The sequence below is a fragment of the Streptococcus gwangjuensis genome, from assembly GCF_028156745.1.
In the GTDB taxonomy this organism is placed as follows: domain Bacteria; phylum Bacillota; class Bacilli; order Lactobacillales; family Streptococcaceae; genus Streptococcus; species Streptococcus gwangjuense_A.
In genome coordinates this window covers 87,942-108,045 of the sequence record NZ_JAODJG010000031.1, presented here as the reverse complement: position 1 = coordinate 108,045, position 20,104 = coordinate 87,942, and the positions used below count along the sequence as shown (strand labels likewise).

Sequence of the window (20,104 nt, the reverse complement as noted above, 5' to 3'; positions counted from 1 at the left end):
TTCACACAAGGGAAGTTGGGAACTGAGAAATGATTTTTCTCAACAAGCACTATTCTTTCACACCACCGATAGTCAAACCTTTTACAAAGTAGCGTTGGAAGAATGGATATAGAATCGCGATTGGAAGGGTTGCGACCACAACCATGGCCATACGACCTGTTTCTTTCGGAAGAGCAACTCCCAGTTGACCAGAGAGGCCGACTGCTTTTGCGATGTAGTCCATATTTTGTTGGATTTGCATGAGCAAATATTGCAATGGATACAAGTTGTCACTCTTGATATAAAGAAGGGCGTTGAACCAGTCATTCCAGAAACCTAGAGCTGTCAAAAGCGTAATGGTTGCGATACCTGGTAGTGACAATGGCAAACAGATTTGGAAGAAGATCCGGGCTTCACTGGCACCATCGATACGAGCAGATTCAAGAATGGCTTCTGGGATAGTCTTCTTGAAGAAGGAACGCATCAAGATGATGTTAAATGGTGAGAGAAGCATTGGAACAATCAAGGCCCAAACTGTATCACCGAGTTGAAGCAAACGAGTGACCACGATATAGCCTGGTACCAAACCAGCGTTGAACAACATACTAAGAAGGGCAAAGATCGTAAAGAATCTGCGATACTTAAAGGTTGTCCGTGAGATGGCGTAGGCATAGGTTGTTGTGATAAAGACGTTTGTGATAGTCCCCACCACTGTTACAAAGACTGAGATGAAGAGGGCTTGGAGGATTTTATCCTTAAACTGTGCCAAGAACTCAAAACCGTCTAATCCAAATTGAGATGGGAAGAAGCTATATCCATTTTGGAGGATACTCTTTTCATCTGTCACCGAAATAACGATAACGAAAACAAAGGGTAGGATACAAGAGAGGGCGATCAAACCAGAAATAATACTGAAGAAGATATCTGCTTTCTTACTGAAGGAGTGAATGCCGACATTATCAATTTTTTCTTTTTTAATTTTCTTTTCTGCCATATTCTCCTCCTTTCTAGAACAAGGCTGAGTTTGGATCAACTCGTCTTGCAAGTAAGTTTGATAGGATAACCAGAATCAAACCAACAACTGATTGGTAGAGACCTGCCGCTGAAGCCATCCCGATATCCGCTGTCTGAGTCAAACCATTATAAACATATACGTCCAAGACGTTGGTTACGTTATAAAGCTGACCAGCATTGTGTGGGATTTGGTAGAAGAGACCAAAGTCTGCACGGAAGATGTTTCCGACTGCAAGGATGGTCAATACAGTTACCAATGGTGTCAACTGCGGAATGGTTACATTGCGAATTCGTTGCCATTTGCTGGCCCCATCCACTGTCGCTGCTTCGTAGTAGGTTGGATCAATTCCCATGATTGTCGCATAGTACATGACACTGCTATATCCAAAGCCTTTCCAAATACCTAGGAAAAGTAGGAGATATGGCCAGATACCCAAGTCAGCGTAGAAATTGACTTCCTTCATCCCAATAGACTCTAGGAAATGATTGAATACCCCTTTATCAATGTTTAAGAAGGCATCTGTAAAGAAACTGATGATAACCCAAGACAAGAAGTAAGGGAACAACATGGAAGTTTGGAAGATCTTAACCATTCTCTTAGAACGGAGTTCACTTAGGATGATAGCAATCCCTACTGATACAATCAAACCGATAAAGATAAAGCCGAGATTGTAGAGGACAGTATTTCGAGTAATGATAAAGGCGTCTTTTGAACTAAATAAGAATCTGAAATTATCGAGTCCAACCCATTTACTATTCACGATACTATCTATGAATCCATTACTGGTCATGTGGTAGTCTTTAAAGGCAACCACGTTTCCAAATACTGGAATGTAGAAGAATAGAATCAACCAGAGTGTCCCTGGCAAAACCATCAAGAGAAAGATCCAGTTGTCTCTCAAGGTTTTTGAAAACTTATTCATAATTTCCTCCCTTTTTATTTTGATATCTATCTAAAAATTCCTTTTTAGACTTTTGATAACGATTACATTATTAGTATACTCCTATTTGAAGGTTAGGTTAAACTACTAATTATAGAAAAAACTCCACAAATTATTTTATGTGGAGTACTTGTTTAAGAAAGGGATGTTTCACGAGAAACACTCTGAGTAAGGCACGGTGTTCTTGTTTTTAAGTTGTATAAATGGTTGAAGCTGTCGCAATAGTATGCCACTGGTTGGCTGTTGTGGCTGCGAAGTCCTTGTCTGCGTAGAAGTCTGTAAATGGCAGAATTTCCACTTCTAACTCATCGATGCGGTCAATCTGACCAGCCAGATAAGCTTCGATACGGCTTTCTGCTCGCTTAATGCGTTGCAAGAGTCCACCCATGCGGATATCGACCGTATCCAAGCCAAAGACCTTGTTTTCTTTCAGCCATTGGTGGCTAAAGAGGGCATGGAAGTCTTCAATTTGGCTTCTGAGTTCTGGTAATTCTTGCCTTGCGATTTCTTGCAGACTTCCTTTATCATCTGCTTGGTAAGCCTGACGAATGCGTCGTCCCACATCGACTTTGCTACTTAAAATGGCATTCAACTGAGCCTGCGTTTCAAAGAGGTAGGCATAGTTGCCAGCTTTTTCTTTAATGTTAGCAAGCGTCTCAGCAGCCTGAGCGAAGTGCGGTTTGTCCTGTTCAGGTGTCATGTGTCGGTCAAGGATTGGACAGAGAACATCCTGATAAAAGACATAGCGGTTGGGATTAATCCCGCTGAGATTGCCTGGTAGATCTGGTAAGAGGTTAGCAAGGTCAATCTGCATAAATTCCTCAACTGATAGGCCTGTATTGGTCTGAAAATGAGCAGACAAACGGTCTAGGTCATTGCGGTAGCTGAGTTCTGCCCAGATTTGCAAGCTTGGTAGGACAGCGAATTGGGCAGTTTCACCACCATTGTCCCCCCAACCCGTCACGATGACTTCTTTGATATCATTGGCACGACAGGCCTTGTTCGCTTCAAGAGCGATAAGACGGCTGAAATGGTTATTGGGTGTGAAACCAATCCACTTCCAAGCTCCCCCTGCAAAGGCAAGGTCATGGCTAATATTGTGATGGTTGCGGAAGTTGCGATTGTATTTTTCCTCGCTATCCTGATAATAGTCCCAGTAAACCAAGGTCACTCGGTCTTTGAGATGGTCTAGGTAGACACGAGTTTCTTCTGGAATTTCCACATCACGGTCGTACTGACCATCTGCTGACATGAGTTTAAAGAACATATCGCTCCACATCTGGCAGTGGAAACCATATTTGTCAGCAATATCCAGCACGCGCTCCAAGTGTTGGCACATGAGGAGACTACGATCCACAACACCGTTCAGAATCAAGTAGCGTCCCAAACCAACCAAGTGGGCTTCGTCCATCCCGATATTGACCTTACGAGTTTGCAGTTTAGACAGAGTGGCAAACATACCATCAATCAGGTCATAAACTTTTTCTTCGCCAATGAGAAGAATATCCTCCACATCACGGAGTTGCTGGACTTCTTTGACACCCCATTTAACAAAGGCTGACAAGTGGGCCAAAGTCTGGATACATGGCACAAAGGTCATATCAAACTGCTGGGCATAGGCTTCGATTTCCTGCAATTCCTCAGCTGAGTAGGCTCCACGGAAATAGCCAAAGTAAGGATGCCCTTCAATCTGGTAGGTGTCTTCCATGTAAAGCTCAAAGGTTGAGTAGCCCATGAGAGCCAAGACCTCAATCATCTGCTTGGCAGAAGCCACATTCAGCACCGCATTTCGCGAACAGTCTGCCATGTAGGCTAGATCTTCGTAAGCTGCTTGTTCTTCAATCTCTACCCTGTCACCTTCTGCTAGAGCTGTTGCCAACAAGGATAAGGCACGGTAGAGTTGGTAGGATTTGCGGTAGGTCAATTGATAGTGACTACTCTCACCCTTGATAGAGATAGAGGCTCGGTCAGACTGGGCGACAGCTACTTCGACATCTGGTAGAGAAATGTGCTTTTGAAGCAACTCTATAGCTTGATGTTGTTTACTGCTAATTCCTGTAAATCTTACCATTGATTTTCCTCCTGTAACCAGTTGACAAGGGCACCGTAGAGATTGGCATCTGCATGATAGGTGCAGGCTTGGATGACGGGTGTGACCGTGTATTCTTCGTAGGTATCAACAAAGTCATCTACAGCTTTTTTGACCCCTTGAATAAAATCTGGATTTTGACTGATAGAGCCTCCCAGACTGATGACATCTGGATCGATGAGATACTGGATATTGAGCAAGCCTTGCGCCAAATTACGATTCATCCGCTCAATGGCTTCTTGACAAAGGGCATTTCCTGCTTCGGCTTCTTGGTAAATTTTGCGACCGTCCCAGTCAGTCTGACCAGATTTTTCAATCACGTATCGCACCATATTTCCAGTTGACGCTAATTGCGACCAGTTGTTGAGCTTTTCAGCAGGGGCAAGAGTTGTCATGTAGCCAAATTCTCCACCCAGACCGTGGCGACCTCGATGAAGTCTACCATTGATAATCATGGCTCCGCCAATCCCTGTCCCAATCACGACACAGGCTGCATTTTCAAGTTCTGGATGAGCCAGTAATTCACTGAGTCCAACGCAGTTGGCATCATTTTCCAGATGGACAGGAATCTGATAAGAGCTAAGCGCCTCATACCAAGAAAATCCGTGAATGTAGGGTACTGCACTGAAGCCATCAATCACACCTGTCTCTTGATTGACCGCGCCTGGAACGCTCATAGCAATCCCGCTATAATCCTGCTCTGACAAACGTTGATCTAGCCAAGCTAGTAAATCCTCCAAACTTTCTGGCGTTGGAATGCTTGTCTTATCTAGTATTTTCCCATCAGGAGTCAGACTGGCAAACTTAATCCCAGTCCCTCCGATATCAATCGTTGCAATAGTCATTGTTTTTACCATAAAAAGGGGCGAATCAGCAGTTAGTTCTTACCTTTTCGCCCCTCCTTTCTCTTTATGTTTACTTGTTGAAATTAAATTTCTTCTTTTTTGATGAATTCTGTACGAATCTCTTGTGGTGAAATGAGTCCTCTATGAACTGGGTATGGTCGTTCCAGTAGGTCCAGGAAGAGATGTTGACTTTCCGGTACACGTACATTTTCACTACACATATTGTAGTAACGAAGAACATAGCCTTCTTCATTTTCAGATACCTTAAAGGCTGTTGGACAGATTTGCGGTATGCTGAGAACAGAATGGCTCAAGAGGCTACCAGTCGCAGCCACGCTTCCTTCTTGTTTAGCAAGCTGAAGGCTGGTAAATGGTGTCTGCAAGGCTTTAGCACGACGATAGGCTGAAAAGCGTTCTTGGACTTGGTGGCATTCAAGCGCAAACTCGACTTCAAACTCACGCAAGCATTGTGCTTCTGGTGTTGGGAAGTAACCCCAGTCACCTAGCTCACCTGACGCACGCAGAATGGTCACTGCAATAGTGTCGTCTCCAAGGATTTCGTATTCATTCAATCCCTTGTTGGATACAGTCACACCTTTTTCATCGTCATACAGACTAACAAAGGCTTGTTGGTGTTGAGGATTTTCAGGATTTTCCCATGAAGCTGCTGGTTTGTTTGGTCGTGTCACTACCTCATAAATGCTTTCAGAATCATTACTTGAACGCTTGTTGTGAGTCTTGACCAAGAGACGGATACGGTGGTCTTTGGCAGTGTTGGTAAAGCGAGTCTTGCAACGGATTTGTGGATTATCAACGAAGATAGTCATCTCAGTTTCAAGAGGAATGCTTGTCAATTCTTCTGAACGTCCAGCTTCACGCTTCATAAACTCGATGATGCCTTTTTGCTCTTCTTCTAGCTTTTCATCTGCACTGACAGGCACGGTCAATTCATGTTTGAGCAAAATCTTAGCGTAGCGAGCTGTGTTTTCCAAGACCTCGTAGCCCTTAAGCTCTGCATAGATTGGCTCTGTTCCTTTTGGTTGGAAATAGATATACTCGTTTCCGATGTCACCACGGTCTTCGAAGCGGATAAAATCTTCATAGGCTTCGTGAGTTGTCTTGTCATAGACTGTGATATTGTCATCCACACTCACCGTTACAAATGGCGTATCAATTACTCCATTTTGGTAAATACCGTCACGGTGTTCTTGTTCTCCTTCCAGCAATTGGAAGGTTGTCCAAGAAAGCGGTGCTAGGTGAACTGGAATAGTCACGCGCACTTGTCGAGCGATACGAGCTTGGCGGAACTTATCTTTTGGTAAATCGTACTCAAAATTAGCTCCGAGGTCTTCGATTTTAGCCTCTACAGGACGACCATCCAAGTCCTCCACACGATAACTTGGCAAGGTTAAGGCAGCCATCTTCTTGTAACCTTCTGTTGGGTGCAATTCCTTGAAATCACAAGTCGCCACATCAATCACTGTGCTGACAGTATCGACCTTATCATGCAGGCCTGTGTTAATGACAGTAAAGAGATAGTCACTTTGAGCCTTAGCCGTAGCAATTTTACCCTTCCACTCGTTAAGAAGATTGCTCTTAACAAAGTTTCCGACTTGATTGACCTTGGCAAAACGTGTCTCCATCTCGCGGTGAACTTCATCCACGCTACAGCCACAGATACTATCATGGGGCGCATTCTGCAAAAGTGTTTTCCAAGCATAGGTCAACTGGTCCTTGTGGTTATGACCCCCAGTGATAATCGTCAAGGGTTCTACAACTTGCTCTAGGAGGTTGCTATTTTCTTGGAAGGCTTGTTTGAGATAAATACGAGATGAAGAAGTGTTGGCAAGTGTGTACCAGCCGTCTGTTTCCTGACTGGTCAACTCACCTGTAACCGTTGATAATTGCTCTGGTAGGGCACTTTCCACGGCTTGGACATATTCATCAAAAGAACTATGAACAAAGGTTACATCTGGGAAGAGTTCATTTGCCACACGAATGGCTTCACTCAAATTTTTCTGGACAGGCTGATGGTCACAGCCGTTCATCATCAACCACTGGTTGGTCGAAGCATAGTCACGCACGTCTGCCAGTTTTTGTTTCCAGAAGGTCAAGGCCTCGTCTTTATCAACTGGAATTTCATTCCCATTACTGTACCAGTTGGCAAAGAGGATACCCAGGACACGACTTCCGTCCGCACCCTGCCAGTACATTTCTGAAAACTGGGAAGTAAACTGCTCATCTTCGAGGACTTGGTTGTCAAATCCAATCGGCTTCACACCACGACCAAAAGCGGCCACATGAATGCCTGATTTTTGAAGGATTTGAGGCGCTTGCCCCATATTTCCAAAGGTATCTGGGAAGTAACCAACCTGAGTTGATTTGCCCCATTTTGCAGCCTCCTGCTGACCGATAAGAGTATTACGGACATTTGCTTCACTTGAAATCAAGTAGTCATCTTGCAAGATGTAAAAAGGACCAATTTTCAATTTTCCTTCGTCGATGTACTGTTGGACTTTGTCGCGATTTTCAGGACGAATCTCCAAGTAGTCATCAAGGACAATAGTTTGCCCGTCTAAATGGAAACTCTTGAACTCAGGGTCATTTTCAAAAAGATCAAAGAGATTGTCAAACAATTCCACCAACTGCATACGGTGGCTTTCAAAAGGCAAGTACCACTCACGGTCCCAGTGACTATGTGAGATAATATGTACAACAACATTTTCCATGAAGTAAAACCTCATTCTAAATTTAAATTTTTATTGTTAACGTTTTAAATGTAAAATTGTGATTCTGACAAGAATCCGTTGCGCTAAAGCGTGTTCCTTAGCGGATATCCAAGTAATCCAAGACCAACTCACAGAACATCATATTAGCCCAAGAGAACCATTCGCGAGAGTAGAGAGTTGGGTCGTCCACGTGGAAGCTTTCATGCATGACACCTGTCCCCCCATCACAAGCAACCAGCTGATCCAGCAAGAATTTCTTCTCTGCCTTATCTCTTGTTGTCAAACCTTGGATAGAAAGGGCAATGGGCCAGATATAGCGATAGAAGGTGTGAGAACTCCCGAGACCGCTAGCGTATTCTCCTTGATAGAAGTAGGGATTTTCAGGGCTCAGAATGGTACGACGAGTAGCTTGGTAAACTTCATCATCGACCGAACAGTAGCCCAGATAGGGCGCAGCCAGCAGACTTGGTACATTTGGATCATCCATGATGCTAGCATTTCCTAGACCGTCCACTTCAAAGGCGTAAATCTTTTCGCCCTTGCTGTTGGTGGTGTAGGCGTAGTTTTCAATTCCTTCTTGGATTTCAGCACGAAGACGCTTGGCATCAGCAATAATGCTCTCGCTATCAGCTAGATTCAATTCTGCAAAGATTTCTTGCACATAACCCAAGACTACTACAGCAAACATATTGGACGGAATCAAGTAACTATACTGACAGCAATCATCACTCGGACGAAAGGCTGACCAAGTCATACCTGTCACTGCAAAATCAGGGCCAAAGCCATCATTTACCAAGGTATCTTCCTTGCGGTCCGTATCTCGAACAAAACGATAAGGAGAGTTGTTATGGTCTTGTTCAACCGTCCAAAGATGGAGAATCTCCTTAGTCGCTGCGACAAAAGTCTCATCAAACTGGCTAGTCTCACCAGTCTCTTTCCAGAGGAGATAAGCCAACTGCAAAGGATAGCAAAGCGAGTCCACCTCGTACTTACGTTCCCAAATCCAGCCATTGAGGTCGGTATGGTCTGTCTCGTGGTGCCCCTTCCAGTTTTCCTCGATGTTGAAGGAATTGGCATAAGGATCCTTGAGTACCAAGGTCATCTGACGTTTGACCAAACCTGAGATGGTCTGACGCAAGAGGGCATCCCTTTTAGCCACATGCAGATAAGGTCTGAGTTGGGCTGTCGAATCCCGAAGCCACATAGCAGGAATATCCCCAGTCAAGACAAAAGTTGAACCATCTTTGAGAATTTCAACCGTATTGTCCAAGGTGTCTGTGTAGCAACGTTCAAAGACATCCACCCATTCTGGATGATCCTTAGCTTTCTCCGCTACTTCATCTAGCCATTCTCTAACAATTTCTTTTGAATAAATCATCGTGCAGTATCCTCTTTCAAACAAGTTTCATTTTCAGTATATAGCTTTTGAGGCAGAAAATACATACACAAATGATAGTCATTTTTCTACAAAATAGTTATCTTTGAAACTCCTTTTCTAAAGGCTATCTTTTTCTGATATAATGTAGAAAAACAGCCAAAGGAAAGACTATGAAACCACTACTTGAAACCATCGATACCCGATTTGGAACTGCCAGCAAGCATGCCTTTTCTCGGGGAAACACCCTGCCATACACAGGCGTTCCTTTTGGGATGAATTACTTTGTACCCCAGACCAGCGACCAGGAGGGATCTTGGTTTTTCGATCCGCATCTGCCTATCTTTCAGGGGATTCGTTTAACCCACCAGCCCAGCCCTTGGATTGGAGACTACTCTTGGCTCCTTCTGACACCTGTCACAGGCCAGCTAGGTGGAGACAGCCTCTTCCATCGTCAGTCTTCCTATGATATGGATAAGGCCTCTTTCCAACCTCATTATCTGAAGATTTTCTCCCTGCGCTATCAGATTGAAACCCAGCTCACACCGACTTGCTACGGTGCTTCTATTCGTTTGGAGCAAAAGCAAGGAAAAGCTCTCTCCCTCTATCTCCACGCAGCAGATGAACTGACCGTAGAACAAGTAGATAAGCGGAATCTTGCCCTGCGACAAGAAGGAAAAACTGAAACCAACAAAAATCCACTAACGATGTTCACTGTCCTGCAAATGAATACGGATATTCTTGCTGTTAGCCAAGAAGGTGGAGACTGGCGAATTGACTTAGCAGATAGCCATGCTGAGATTCAGCTAGCAACTTCTTTCATCTCGCCTTCTCAAGCACTGCTTAATCTACCTAAAAAAGATTTTGATAGCTGTAAAGCAAGTGCACAAAAAGATTGGGAAAATCTCCTCCATCGTTTTGACATTATAGAGACAGGAGAAGCTGACCGAACCTTATTTGACCACTGTCTCTACAGACTCTTCCTCTTTCCTCAGACTTTTTATGAGGTTAATGAATCAGGACAAGTCATCCACATTGATTTGTCCACTGACACTGTCAAACCTGGTGTCCTCTTCAGCAACAATGGTTTCTGGGATACCTTCCGCACCACCTTCCCCCTCTTTGCCCTTATCATACCAGAACACTACCACCGTTTTTTAGAAGGTTTTCTCAATAGCTACCGCGATACTGGTTTCCTTCCAAAATGGCTGGCCCCAGATGAACGGGGTATGATGCCAGGTACACTTTTAGACGGTATTATCGCAGATAGCGCCTGCAAGGACATGGCCCCCGACCTAGAAGAAGAACTCCTCCAAGCCATGCTTGAAACAGCTACCAAATCTGATCCTCTTGGCATCAATGGTCGTCACGGACTAGCTCAATACCAAGAACTAGGCTACCTCTCTACCGACCACCACGAAAGCGTCAGCCACACCCTAGACTATGCCTATAGTGACTTTTGTATCTCTAGCTGTGCTGAAAAACTAGGGAAAATAGAAATCGCTGAAACCTACAAGGCCGCATCACAAAATTACCGCCATCTATTTGACGCTGAGACAGGTTACATGCGAGCGCGTGATGGTCAAGGCAACTTCCGTCCTGATTTCTCTCCTTATAGTTGGGGACGTGATTATGCCGAATGTTCAGCCATCCAAGCAACTTTAGGCGTCCTCCACGATATCCCAGGCTTGATCCAGCTTATTGGTGGAAAAGAAGCCTTTTAGCAACTATCTTTTAAAAGCCTGTCAGGAGGCTCCCCTCTTTGAGACAACAGGCTATGGCTACGAGATTCACGAAATGAGCGAGATGGCTACTGCTCCTTTTGGACAACTCGCCATTTCCAACCAGCCAAGCTTCCACATTCCTTATCTCTTCCGTTACAGCGATTACCCTGACTACACTGCTCTTCTCATCAAGACGCTCCGTCAGAAAGCTTTTCACCCAAGTTGGGAAGCCTATCCTGGCGATGAAGACAATGGCAGTCTCTCAGCCTGGTACATCTGGTCAGCTCTCGGTTTTTATCCGACCTGTCCAGGAAAACCAAGCTATGACCTCGGAATCCCTCTCTTTGACCATCTCCGAGTCTATCTTGCCAAAGAAGATAAATGGCTAGATATTCATGCTGAGCAAAACCACAGCCATTTCAACTTTGTAAAAGAATGCCGATTGAACAAGGCACCAGTATCTAGCATTCAACACCAAGCCCTCTTAAAAGCTGAACAACTAACCTTTACACTTAGCTGGTTACCAAGTCACTAGCTAGTAGACAAAAGAACCTTTGTATCATGCAAAGGCTCTTTTATTTTATGAAACTTGTACTTGAAGTTGATCAACCAGTTGTCCATCAACAGTCAGATTCAGATAGAAATCCAAGGTCTTGTCAGCAGCAAAGTGCAGAGTTGGTAGACACAAATCTTTTTTGCTTTCCCCTGCTTGGAATTGAAGGACTTGAATCTCGTCCTGATAGGCGACACCATGGACACCTGTCCCTGGTTGAATCGAAATCTTAGCCTCTAAAGGAGTATTACTTTCGCTACGTTCAATCCTAAAATGAAGAGTCTCTCCCTTTGTCACAGCTAGACTTTTTTCTGCAAATGCTAGCCCCTGAACAACTTCTGTTTTTGATAAGCTAGGAGTTTTATAGAGTGAAATCTTTGTCAATACAGGTAAATCCTGTGACTCTGTAATCATCACGCGCACCTTCTGTGCCTCTACTAGCGAACCTCGCAAGAGGCGCTTATAACCAACTGTAAAGCCTGTACCAAATTCTTGCCAGACACCGTCCACCTCTACTTGCACATAAAAACCAGCAATTCGTTGCCCTAGCTTCAAATCCTCTCTTAACTCAATTACATCAAAAGTTTTAGGTGACCCTAAGTCGAGTTCTAACTGGATTGGCAAGCCTGCATCGCTTGCCCAAGAGCTGGTCTTAAGGCCATCTGTCAAATAGTGACAGGCAAAGTCTGCGGAAAGAGCTGGACCAAATACCTCAGCTCCCAGAGCCAAATCTTCTTTATAGAGCTCATTGCGATAGGCAGCAAATTCATAAAGTCGTTCAATATCCTTTGCATCAAATAGCCCATCTTGATTCGGCGGAATATTAAGCAAGAGTGGAGTTCCCCGACCCACCGAGTGAAAATAAATCTCTACCAACTCCTCAAGAGACTTAGGATCCTGGTCCTCATGGTAAAACCAACCTGGCCGGATGGAAACATCTGCCTCACCGATTGAAAAAATAGTGCCTGAAGAATCTCCATGCTGAAGATAGTCCAGCTCTGCTTCTGTTCCTAGTTTGTCAGAATTCACCTTTTGCCACAGTGGATCACCTGCATACCCTCGTTCATTGCCAATCCAGCGGATACTGGTGCCTTCTGTTGAAAAAATCAAGCAATCTCCCTGTAGCTCACGAATGGTTTCAAACCATTTCTCAAATTCATAATTGACCTTTTGAGCACCCTCTCCTCTGGCACCATCCATCCAGACCTCAGCAAATTTTCCTGCATTGCCATAGGCAGGATTTGATAAGATTTCCTTCAACTGTGCCAGATAATAGGCATTATAGTCCGCTTCTCGCTCCACATGATAGAGAGGACTATGGGCATCCCACGGCGATAGGTAGACCCCCATGTCCATATCAAACTCTGTGGCAGCTTGGGATACTTCAAGGAGCAAATCTCCCTCTCCATTCCTCCAAGGACTGGCCTTGACCGAATAATCTGTGTGAGCTGTCGGATAAAGGACAAAACCATCGTGGTGCTTGACCACCAAAATCAACTTCTTAAAACCCGTTTCCTTGAGCACGCGAACCCACTCCCGCGCATCTAACCTTGTCGGATTAAATCGTTCAGGATCCTCCTGACCTGTCCCCCATTCCTGGTCATAAAAGGTATTGGGCCCAAAATGGATAAAGGCTGCTAGTTCATCCCCTAAATACGCTAGCTGGTCCTGACTAGGCAAGGGGCCATGCGGTTTTATTTCTCTTACCATACTACTTCCTATCTACATTTTTCTTTACTTTTTTGTCATGCACTTGCAATTCTGTTAACGCTAGAGGGCTTGCCAAGCCTTCAAATCGAAGACGAAGGGCATAGGTCTCCACCTTGTCAAATTCAAAACGAAGCTCTTCATCCTTGTCGCTTGACACTTTTTGGATAGCTGATACAGGGCGCCAATTCTCCTCTTGCTTGAGCAGAGAATCCTTATCCAAATGATTTGGAGTCCGAGGCAAGGCAGGCTCATTCCCTACATAATAATCGATATGGGTAGGATCCACCGCCACGTATTCTTGATTTTCGACATAATACAAGGTCACGTTATCCACAAATCGCGGTTTTAAAATCCCTGCATCTCCAAACAGAATACCGACGCTAGCTTGCTCTGACTTGGCAATCCAAGTATTGGCTGTCGATTTCTTCCGAGCAATGACCTTATCATTGAGGTAAGATGCTGAATGATTAGGCTCTGAGTGAGAAGCAAAGACCAGAGGCAGATTGGACCCTGTCCACTGATTGGAAATGACTTCACCATCTACACTAGCATCTGTCACATGAATGGTGACTGTTGCTGGCAACTCACAGCCCGCTACCTGCCCTGTGAGCACACATTCTCCTACCTGAGCATAGACTTGAGGATCGACTTCATCCCAAGTCACCTTGGCCGTATCTCGTCTGCCATCTGATAAGACTAGCTTGACTCGGTCTGGTAAGTGTGGGGCTTCCTTGACAAGCGTCCAAACCCTTTCAGGCTCAATAGCACAAATCCCTTGGACACAAACCTGAGCAGAAGCCTTTAAATCCAAACCCTCTAGCTGACCAGATACCGTAAACTCATGAAAGCTTGCCATATCTTCTTCGGATATTGCCTCCCAAACAACCTTGACTCGTTTTGCACCCCCGAGCTCATAGTCCACCAAAACTGAAGATGGCAGCTGTGGATAAGTTCCCTTAGCTGTATACAAGCGAAGTGGTCGTGCAGAAACTGCCTGCCCTAGTGAGGTATTTTCTGCGACCTGCAAATGAGTTTGATAGGTTTTGCCTTGATACATGGCTCGGATAGCCAAGTCGCCAGCAGACAAACAATGAAGCACTCCCTGATTTATAATGGCCTGGGCACTACCACTCATCTCCCAAATCACTTCACTATTCCCCACCTTGTTCACAGGGTTATCCACAGTTTGTGGATAAAGTCCAATAGCTGGGGAATCCCCTTCTTGTAATCCGGCCTGCTTATCCACTCGAATCTCAAATAAGCGCTGATTTTTCACTGGCTGGCAATCAAAAGCCTCTCCCACTAAGAGATCAAAACTTGCTGTCTCTAGCCCTCTGGCACTGGCCTTTACTCTTACTTGGCCTGCCTGCTCCAAGCTCTGAACCAAAAGTACACCTCTGCCATGGAAGGCCTTCCTCTTAAACCGACCATTTTTCTGAGCCTGATAACGTTCACGACTGGCCTGCCTGCCGTTATCCACACCTACAATGCGAGCAGGGCCCTCAATTTTAAAATGAATCTGATTGGAAGCACTCGGCACCCAATTTCCATCCTTGTCCAATACATCAAAATAGAGATAGAGGAGGTCTTGCCCATCTGGTTCCAGTTTTGTTTTCTCGGCATGTAACCCGATTTTGGCTGGCTTACCTGCAGTCACTACCCTATCTTCTGCCACAAGCTGACCTTGATGGTCATAGGCTACAGCATGCAATTCTCCTGGTTGATAAGGCAAACGCCATTCGAGATAGAGTTGGTCAGAACCCTCTCCCTCTTGGTATTTTCGACCGTCTGAAGTCCATTTTTCCTGAAAAGTCTTCCTACCTTGAGATTTTCCATTGAGAAATAGCTCTACAAAACCAGCATTTGAATACACTCGAACAGGGATATCCCCATACTTATCCACAACTTGTTGATAACTCTTGTGGATTTCCCAATTCCAGTGGGGCAGGATATGAACCATAGGCTGCTGATCTAGTGCCAACCACTGACTTTGATAGAGATAATAATCATTTTTAGGAATCCCTGCCGTATCCACGATCCCAAAATAGGAACTCTTTACAGGCGTGTCATTTTGATTGTGCCAAGGAGTCGGCTCACCGATATAGTCCACTCCTGTCCAGATAAACTGACCCGCATAGTCTAGCCGATTTCTATCTGCTATCCAAGAAGCCGTCGCCGTCTTCCCCCAAGGAACTCGATCATTGCCATAGTCTGACTGTTCAAAATTCCGCACGCGGCGATTATCCCCAACCCATTCCTTAGCTGGGCGAAAATAGCTGTCACGCGTCCTTGTAGCCGATGAGGTTTCAGATCCGTAAAGTCGCCACTTGGGATGTCTTTTGCGAATCCCATCAATATTATCTTCCGAGTAATTCAAGCCCACCACATCCAGCAAATTGGCTATCTTTTCATGACCTCCAGACCCATCTCCAAAGCGGAACTGATCCATTCCCATGGTCACAAAACGGCTATCATCAACCTCCTTAACCCTTTCTAGCAAGCGTTTGATCGTCTTCAATGAATGAGCATCTCCATTTGCTTCACTGACTTCATTTCCCAAGGACCACATAAAAATCGCTGGATTGTTCTTACCACGCTCAATCATGGTGCGCAAATCATAATCTGACCAGAAATCGCCTGTTTTCGCTTCTGGATGAGTCGCTTCTTCCTCAAAAAAGCGACCATAGTCATATTCTTTCTTGCCTCCATACCAGGTATCAAAGGCTTCTTCTTGGATGAGTAAGCCCATTTTGGCAGACAGATCCAGCAAGATGCTACTGCCTGGATTATGGGTGATTCGAATCGCATTGACCCCCATTTCCTTCATCTGGCGCAAGCATCTCTCAGCAGCTGACTTGTTTTCCACAGCTCCCAATGCTCCGTAGTCATGGTGCAAACAAACCCCATGAATCTTCAACCAGCGACCATTTAGAAAGAAACCCTTATCCGCTTGCCAATCCATATAGCGGTAACCAAAGGTCTCTTCTTCTTCATTAACCAAAATGCCATTTTTGTAAAGACGAGTCTTCAATTGGTAAAGGTGAGGGGAAGCAATATCCCAAAGCAAGGGTTGAAAAATTGATATTGCTTGTTGGAAATGATGTTTGTCCCCAGACTCAATCACTATAGAGTCTGTCGCCTGCCAGTCTGACAGCTGTTGGCCATCATACCAGATACTCTGTTCCAAATACACCGACACGGACTGAGGCCCATCATTTGAAACCTTGCTTTCAAGCTGGGTTTCCACCCAAGATTGCCTTTGTTCCTTTAGCTTGGGACTTTCTATCTTAATCCCATATAAATCCAGATGCACCGAATCTGTAATCAATAATTTTACTTCTCGGTAAATACCGCTACCAGAGTACCAACGACTGCTAGGTTGCTGATTTTCCACAAAAACCGCAAGCTGGTTGGCCGTCCCATCATTTCTTAGATAAGGCGTGATATCATAAGAAAAGGGCGTATAGCCACTGGGATAATAGCCCAGCACTTGCCCGTTGATATAGACTTGGGCATTCATGTAAACTCCATCAAACAACAAACGCACCGATACAAGACTGGCATCTTCTTCCAAGTAAAACTGTGTCCGATACCAGGCTTGACCACCATTTAACTGACCACCCTCATTTTGCGCTGGCGAATACTGGTCAAAATCATTGTAAATACTCCAGTCATGTGGCACTTGAATAGCCTGCCAATTTTCTCTATGAAAATCCGGCGCCAAGGCCTCTTCTTTCCCCACCTCTTGGCTAAAAAACCAGTGATTTCGCAAAACTTCTTCTCTTCTCATACAAGCATTCCTCTTTAAACAAGTCTATCAATTTGACTATATCACAAAACAAAAGCGCTTTCAACACTTCCTCCATCACTCCCTAAATACTCAGAAAAGATTCTATAATTTGTGGAGGAGGATTTTAATCCTCAAAGCTACAAGGGTAATACAAAAAGAGCCTGACTCCAGGCTCTTTAGTCTATTATTTCTTCTCAGCACGGAGGGCTGACAAGATTTGTGTACGGATATCATCCACACCATTTGGCGTATTTGGTAAAAAGATCGTTTGATTTCCTTTAGAAGCAAAGGTATTTAAGGTATCCAAATACTGGTTGGTCAAGAGGATAGACATGATTTGCTCTTCTGTCATACCAACATTGGCTTCCTTGAGTTCTGTGATAGACTCTGCCAATCCATCCACAATCGCCTTACGTTGTTGGGCAATCCCCACACCATGAAGGCGGTCTTTTTCTGCTTCGGCTTCAGCTGCAGTGACGATTTTAATCTTGTCTGCTTCCGCCAATTCTTGCGCTGCGACCCGCTTACGTTGCGCCGCATTGATTTCATTCATGGATTGCTTGACTTCTGCATCTGGTTCGACCTTAGTAATCAAGGTTTTCACAATAATATAACCGTAAGTAGTCATTTCTTCCGCCACTTGGTGTTGAACTTCAAGGGCAATCTCATCTTTTTTCTCAAACAATTCATCCAAGGTTAATTTGGGAACAGAAGAGCGAAGAGCGTCTTCGATATAAGATTTAATCTGAGATTCTGGACGCATGAGTTTATAGTAGGCATCTGTCACGCTCTGCTCGTTGACACGGTACTGAGTCGCCACATTCATCATAACGAACACATTGTCCTTGGTCTTGGTCTCAACAACAATATCGCTTTGCAACAAGCGCAACTGAATCCGCGCTGCAATCGAGTCAATCCCAAAAGGCAATCGAATATGAATACCGCTATTGGCAACCTTTTGGTATTTCCCAAAGCGTTCAATAATCGCCACCGACTGCTGACGAACTACATAAACTGTACTCAGTGTGACTATCACCAATAGGAGCACACAAACCACCACAAAAATCATCAAAAATGTTGCCATTATCGTGACCTCCATCATTATTTTTCCTGTATTATAGCACATTTAAAGAAGGCTGTGCAGTTTTTACTGCGATTTTTCCTGAAATGTCAATAATTAGAGGTGAATTGTCACATTGTCGTCTGATTTCTTGCTAAACCAACTGGTAAAGAATTAGGTCTACCATGCGAGTTCTCTCTAACTCCGTTGATTATCAACATACTATCTGAACATTACAAGCTATGGACAAAGAAACGAAACAAGTAACGGTTAATCCCTTTAAAAGACTCACAAAAAACATCATTACAATGAACCACACTCCAATAGTTCAAGCATGAAGTAAGGTTGATGATCTAAATTTGATGTGTATACTATTTTTGTCATCGGTTACCGATTACGTTCCTTACGGTTCGTGAGAGGAGGTGAAACTAATGAACCTTGCCCCAGAGCTCGTTCTTACTATTATAGCGGACGTCATAGCAGGAATTATCTTGTATTTCGTCTGCAAATGGCTAGATGGTAAGAAGTAGACCGAGTGACTAGCCTATCAACACCCGTTAAATCTCTAAGATACGTCAAAAAAGCCCTTAACTACTGGCATAGTTAGGGGCTTTGGTGTTCTAATGAACCTTGTCCGTTAAAATCATTCTAACATACAAGCCCCGATATTTCAAGAGTTTTATTTATTTTTTTAAAGCGCCTTATGTATCTGAAAGATCTATCATGAAGTTAGCCATCTAGTATCAAAAAACCGACTAGCTCCTATGAACTAGTCGGTTTCTCATCAATGCGCCAACATTTCTTGGGCGATTTCTTGGCCAGATAGGTTATCTGGGTAGTAGGTTGGCCAGTTATCCATTTCTTCAAAGAGGGCTTCTTGGCTTGTGCCTCCAAAGAAGATATGGAAATGTTCTGCCTTCACTGGGGCAATATTGTGGTCGCTAAACTGAACATACTTGAATTGTCCAGCATCCGCATCTGTCGCTTCAAAGAGGAAGCGCACGCCACGATTGCCTTTCTTATAAGTCAATATTTTCTTACCAACATACTTGTAAGTATATTTCTTACTTTGTCCACCTTGAACAAATTCCATAGTGTTATCAGTGATATTAATCTTAGTTACATCTGTCTGATAGCCTTTTGTATAGTAGGCCTTGTACTCAGCCTGAGTCATCTTACCAGTCAACTTAGCCTTATAGTCAAAGACCTGATCCAAAGTTCCATCTTCAAGGAAAGGATAAACTGACTGCCAATTACCTGCATAGTCACTCAAGGTGCGGTCCTTGACAGCTGTATCTTCAAAATAACCATTTTGAACTGTCTTGGTATCCTCTGCCTTTTCAGGCTCGATTGCTGGGCCTTCTTGGTCTGTTGTTTGTTTTAGAGCCTTGAGATTTTTCTCCATCACGGAAATGTAGTTTTCTCCAGCCTTGGTATCCTCTTCTGTCAGACTTTCTAAAGGATTAAGGACATCTGTTTTGACACCTGCTTCTTTTGAAAGTGTGTTAGCAAGGGCTTGTGAGGCATTTTCTTCAAAATAGATATAGGCGATTTTATTTTTCTTAACGTACTCTGTCAATTCCGCCAAGCGAGCAGCTGATGGCTCTGCATCTGGAGAGAGGCCTGAAATTGCGACTTGTTTGAGTCCATAGTCCAAGGCCAGATAGTTAAAGGCTGCATGTTGCGTTACAAAGCTCTTTTGTTTGGCTTGAGACAAGCCTTCTGCATAAGCCTTATCCAAGGCTTGCAATTTTTCGATATAGGCAGCAGCATTCTTCTCAAAGGTCTCTTTTTTATCAGGATAATCTGCTGATAAGCTATCACGGATATGCTCTACTAGTTTAATGGCACGAACTGGTGATAACCAAACATGGGGATCGAACTCATGGTGATGACCTTCTTCTCCATGGTCATGGTCTCCCTCTTCTTCCTCGCTACCTGGTAAGAGCAACATATCGCCTGTCGCCTTGATGGTTTTCACCTTTTTCTTATCCAAGGTATCTAGCAATTTAGGAACCCATGTTTCCATGTTTTCATTTTCATAAACGAAGGTATCTGCATCTTGGATTTTGGCAACTGCCTTGGCAGACGGTTCATATTCATGGGGTTCTGTACCAGCACCGATGAGGAGTTCTACATTAGCCGTATCTCCTGCGACTTGCTTGGTAAATTCATAGACAGGGTAAAAGGTTGTCACGATATTTAGTTTGCCATCTGCCTGCTTTTGATTGGAACAAGCCACTAAAAACAAGGCACATAGACTGGCTAGCAATAAGCTAATTTTTTTCACGTTAG

General features: G+C 44.2%; 10 protein-coding genes and 1 pseudogene. 1 reads left to right on the top strand and 10 read right to left on the bottom strand.

The window, feature by feature from the left end:
- Positions 1-49: 49 nt before the first annotated feature.
- From N5909_RS04290 to N5909_RS04265, 6 genes are all read right to left on the bottom strand, one after another.
- Positions 50-973 carry a carbohydrate ABC transporter permease gene (locus N5909_RS04290; protein ID WP_023945674.1) on the bottom strand — a complete coding sequence of 308 codons (924 nt, stop codon included), beginning with the start codon at positions 971-973 and terminating at the stop codon, positions 50-52.
- Positions 974-986: 13 nt separating this feature from the next.
- A complete protein-coding gene (locus N5909_RS04285; protein ID WP_120719074.1) occupies positions 987-1,916 on the bottom strand; it encodes an ABC transporter permease in 930 nt (309 codons plus the stop codon).
- A 208-nt stretch (positions 1,917-2,124) separates the two neighbouring features.
- Positions 2,125-4,005 carry a beta-N-acetylhexosaminidase gene (locus N5909_RS04280; RefSeq protein WP_271630865.1) on the bottom strand — a complete coding sequence of 627 codons (1,881 nt, stop codon included), beginning with the start codon at positions 4,003-4,005 and terminating at the stop codon, positions 2,125-2,127.
- Positions 3,999-4,868, bottom strand: a complete 870-nt coding sequence (locus tag N5909_RS04275; protein ID WP_049501978.1) for an ROK family protein — start codon at positions 4,866-4,868, stop codon at positions 3,999-4,001. Before N5909_RS04275 ends, N5909_RS04280 begins: the two co-directional genes overlap by 7 nt.
- Before the next feature lie 83 nt (positions 4,869-4,951).
- Complete coding sequence (locus N5909_RS04270) at positions 4,952-7,597, bottom strand: alpha-mannosidase (protein ID WP_271630864.1); 2,646 nt, start codon at positions 7,595-7,597, stop codon at positions 4,952-4,954.
- Between the two features lie 97 nt (positions 7,598-7,694).
- A complete protein-coding gene (locus tag N5909_RS04265) occupies positions 7,695-8,975 on the bottom strand; it encodes a glycoside hydrolase family 125 protein (RefSeq protein ID WP_271630863.1) in 1,281 nt (426 codons plus the stop codon).
- A gap of 170 nt (positions 8,976-9,145) precedes the next feature.
- On the opposite strand from N5909_RS04265, the pseudogene N5909_RS04260 reads away from it, so the two are divergent.
- A pseudogene (locus N5909_RS04260) lies at positions 9,146-11,231 on the top strand (GH92 family glycosyl hydrolase).
- Positions 11,232-11,276: 45 nt separating this feature from the next.
- Here N5909_RS04260 and N5909_RS04255 read toward each other — a convergent pair.
- From N5909_RS04255 to adcA, 4 genes are all read right to left on the bottom strand, one after another.
- A complete protein-coding gene (locus N5909_RS04255) occupies positions 11,277-12,959 on the bottom strand; it encodes an alpha-L-fucosidase (RefSeq protein ID WP_271630862.1) in 1,683 nt (560 codons plus the stop codon).
- Position 12,960: 1 nt separating this feature from the next.
- Positions 12,961-16,749 (bottom strand): sugar-binding domain-containing protein, encoded by a 3,789-nt coding sequence (locus tag N5909_RS04250; RefSeq protein WP_271630861.1) that lies wholly within the window; start codon positions 16,747-16,749, stop codon positions 12,961-12,963.
- Between the two features lie 184 nt (positions 16,750-16,933).
- Positions 16,934-17,818 (bottom strand): SPFH domain-containing protein, encoded by an 885-nt coding sequence (locus N5909_RS04245; protein WP_004235732.1) that lies wholly within the window; start codon positions 17,816-17,818, stop codon positions 16,934-16,936.
- A gap of 775 nt (positions 17,819-18,593) precedes the next feature.
- On the bottom strand, positions 18,594-20,099 hold the full coding sequence (gene adcA / locus N5909_RS04240) for a zinc ABC transporter substrate-binding lipoprotein AdcA (RefSeq protein WP_061589661.1): 1,506 nt from the start codon (positions 20,097-20,099) through the stop codon (positions 18,594-18,596).
- Positions 20,100-20,104: the final 5 nt, after the last annotated feature.

Excerpts from the sequence above, each read along its gene's own strand:
- N5909_RS04280 (WP_271630865.1), bottom strand. The coding sequence starts at position 4,005 with ATGGTAAGATTTACAGGAATTAGCAGTAAACAACATCAAGCTATAGAG.
- N5909_RS04275 (WP_049501978.1), bottom strand. The coding sequence starts at position 4,868 with ATGACTATTGCAACGATTGATATCGGAGGGACTGGGATTAAGTTTGCC.
- N5909_RS04250 (WP_271630861.1), bottom strand. The coding sequence starts at position 16,749 with ATGAGAAGAGAAGAAGTTTTGCGAAATCACTGGTTTTTTAGCCAAGAG.
- N5909_RS04285 (WP_120719074.1), bottom strand. The coding sequence starts at position 1,916 with ATGAATAAGTTTTCAAAAACCTTGAGAGACAACTGGATCTTTCTCTTG.
- N5909_RS04270 (WP_271630864.1), bottom strand. The coding sequence starts at position 7,597 with ATGGAAAATGTTGTTGTACATATTATCTCACATAGTCACTGGGACCGT.
- N5909_RS04290 (WP_023945674.1), bottom strand. The coding sequence starts at position 973 with ATGGCAGAAAAGAAAATTAAAAAAGAAAAAATTGATAATGTCGGCATT.
- N5909_RS04255 (WP_271630862.1), bottom strand. The coding sequence starts at position 12,959 with ATGGTAAGAGAAATAAAACCGCATGGCCCCTTGCCTAGTCAGGACCAG.
- N5909_RS04245 (WP_004235732.1), bottom strand. The coding sequence starts at position 17,818 with ATGATTTTTGTGGTGGTTTGTGTGCTCCTATTGGTGATAGTCACACTG.
- N5909_RS04265 (WP_271630863.1), bottom strand. The coding sequence starts at position 8,975 with ATGATTTATTCAAAAGAAATTGTTAGAGAATGGCTAGATGAAGTAGCG.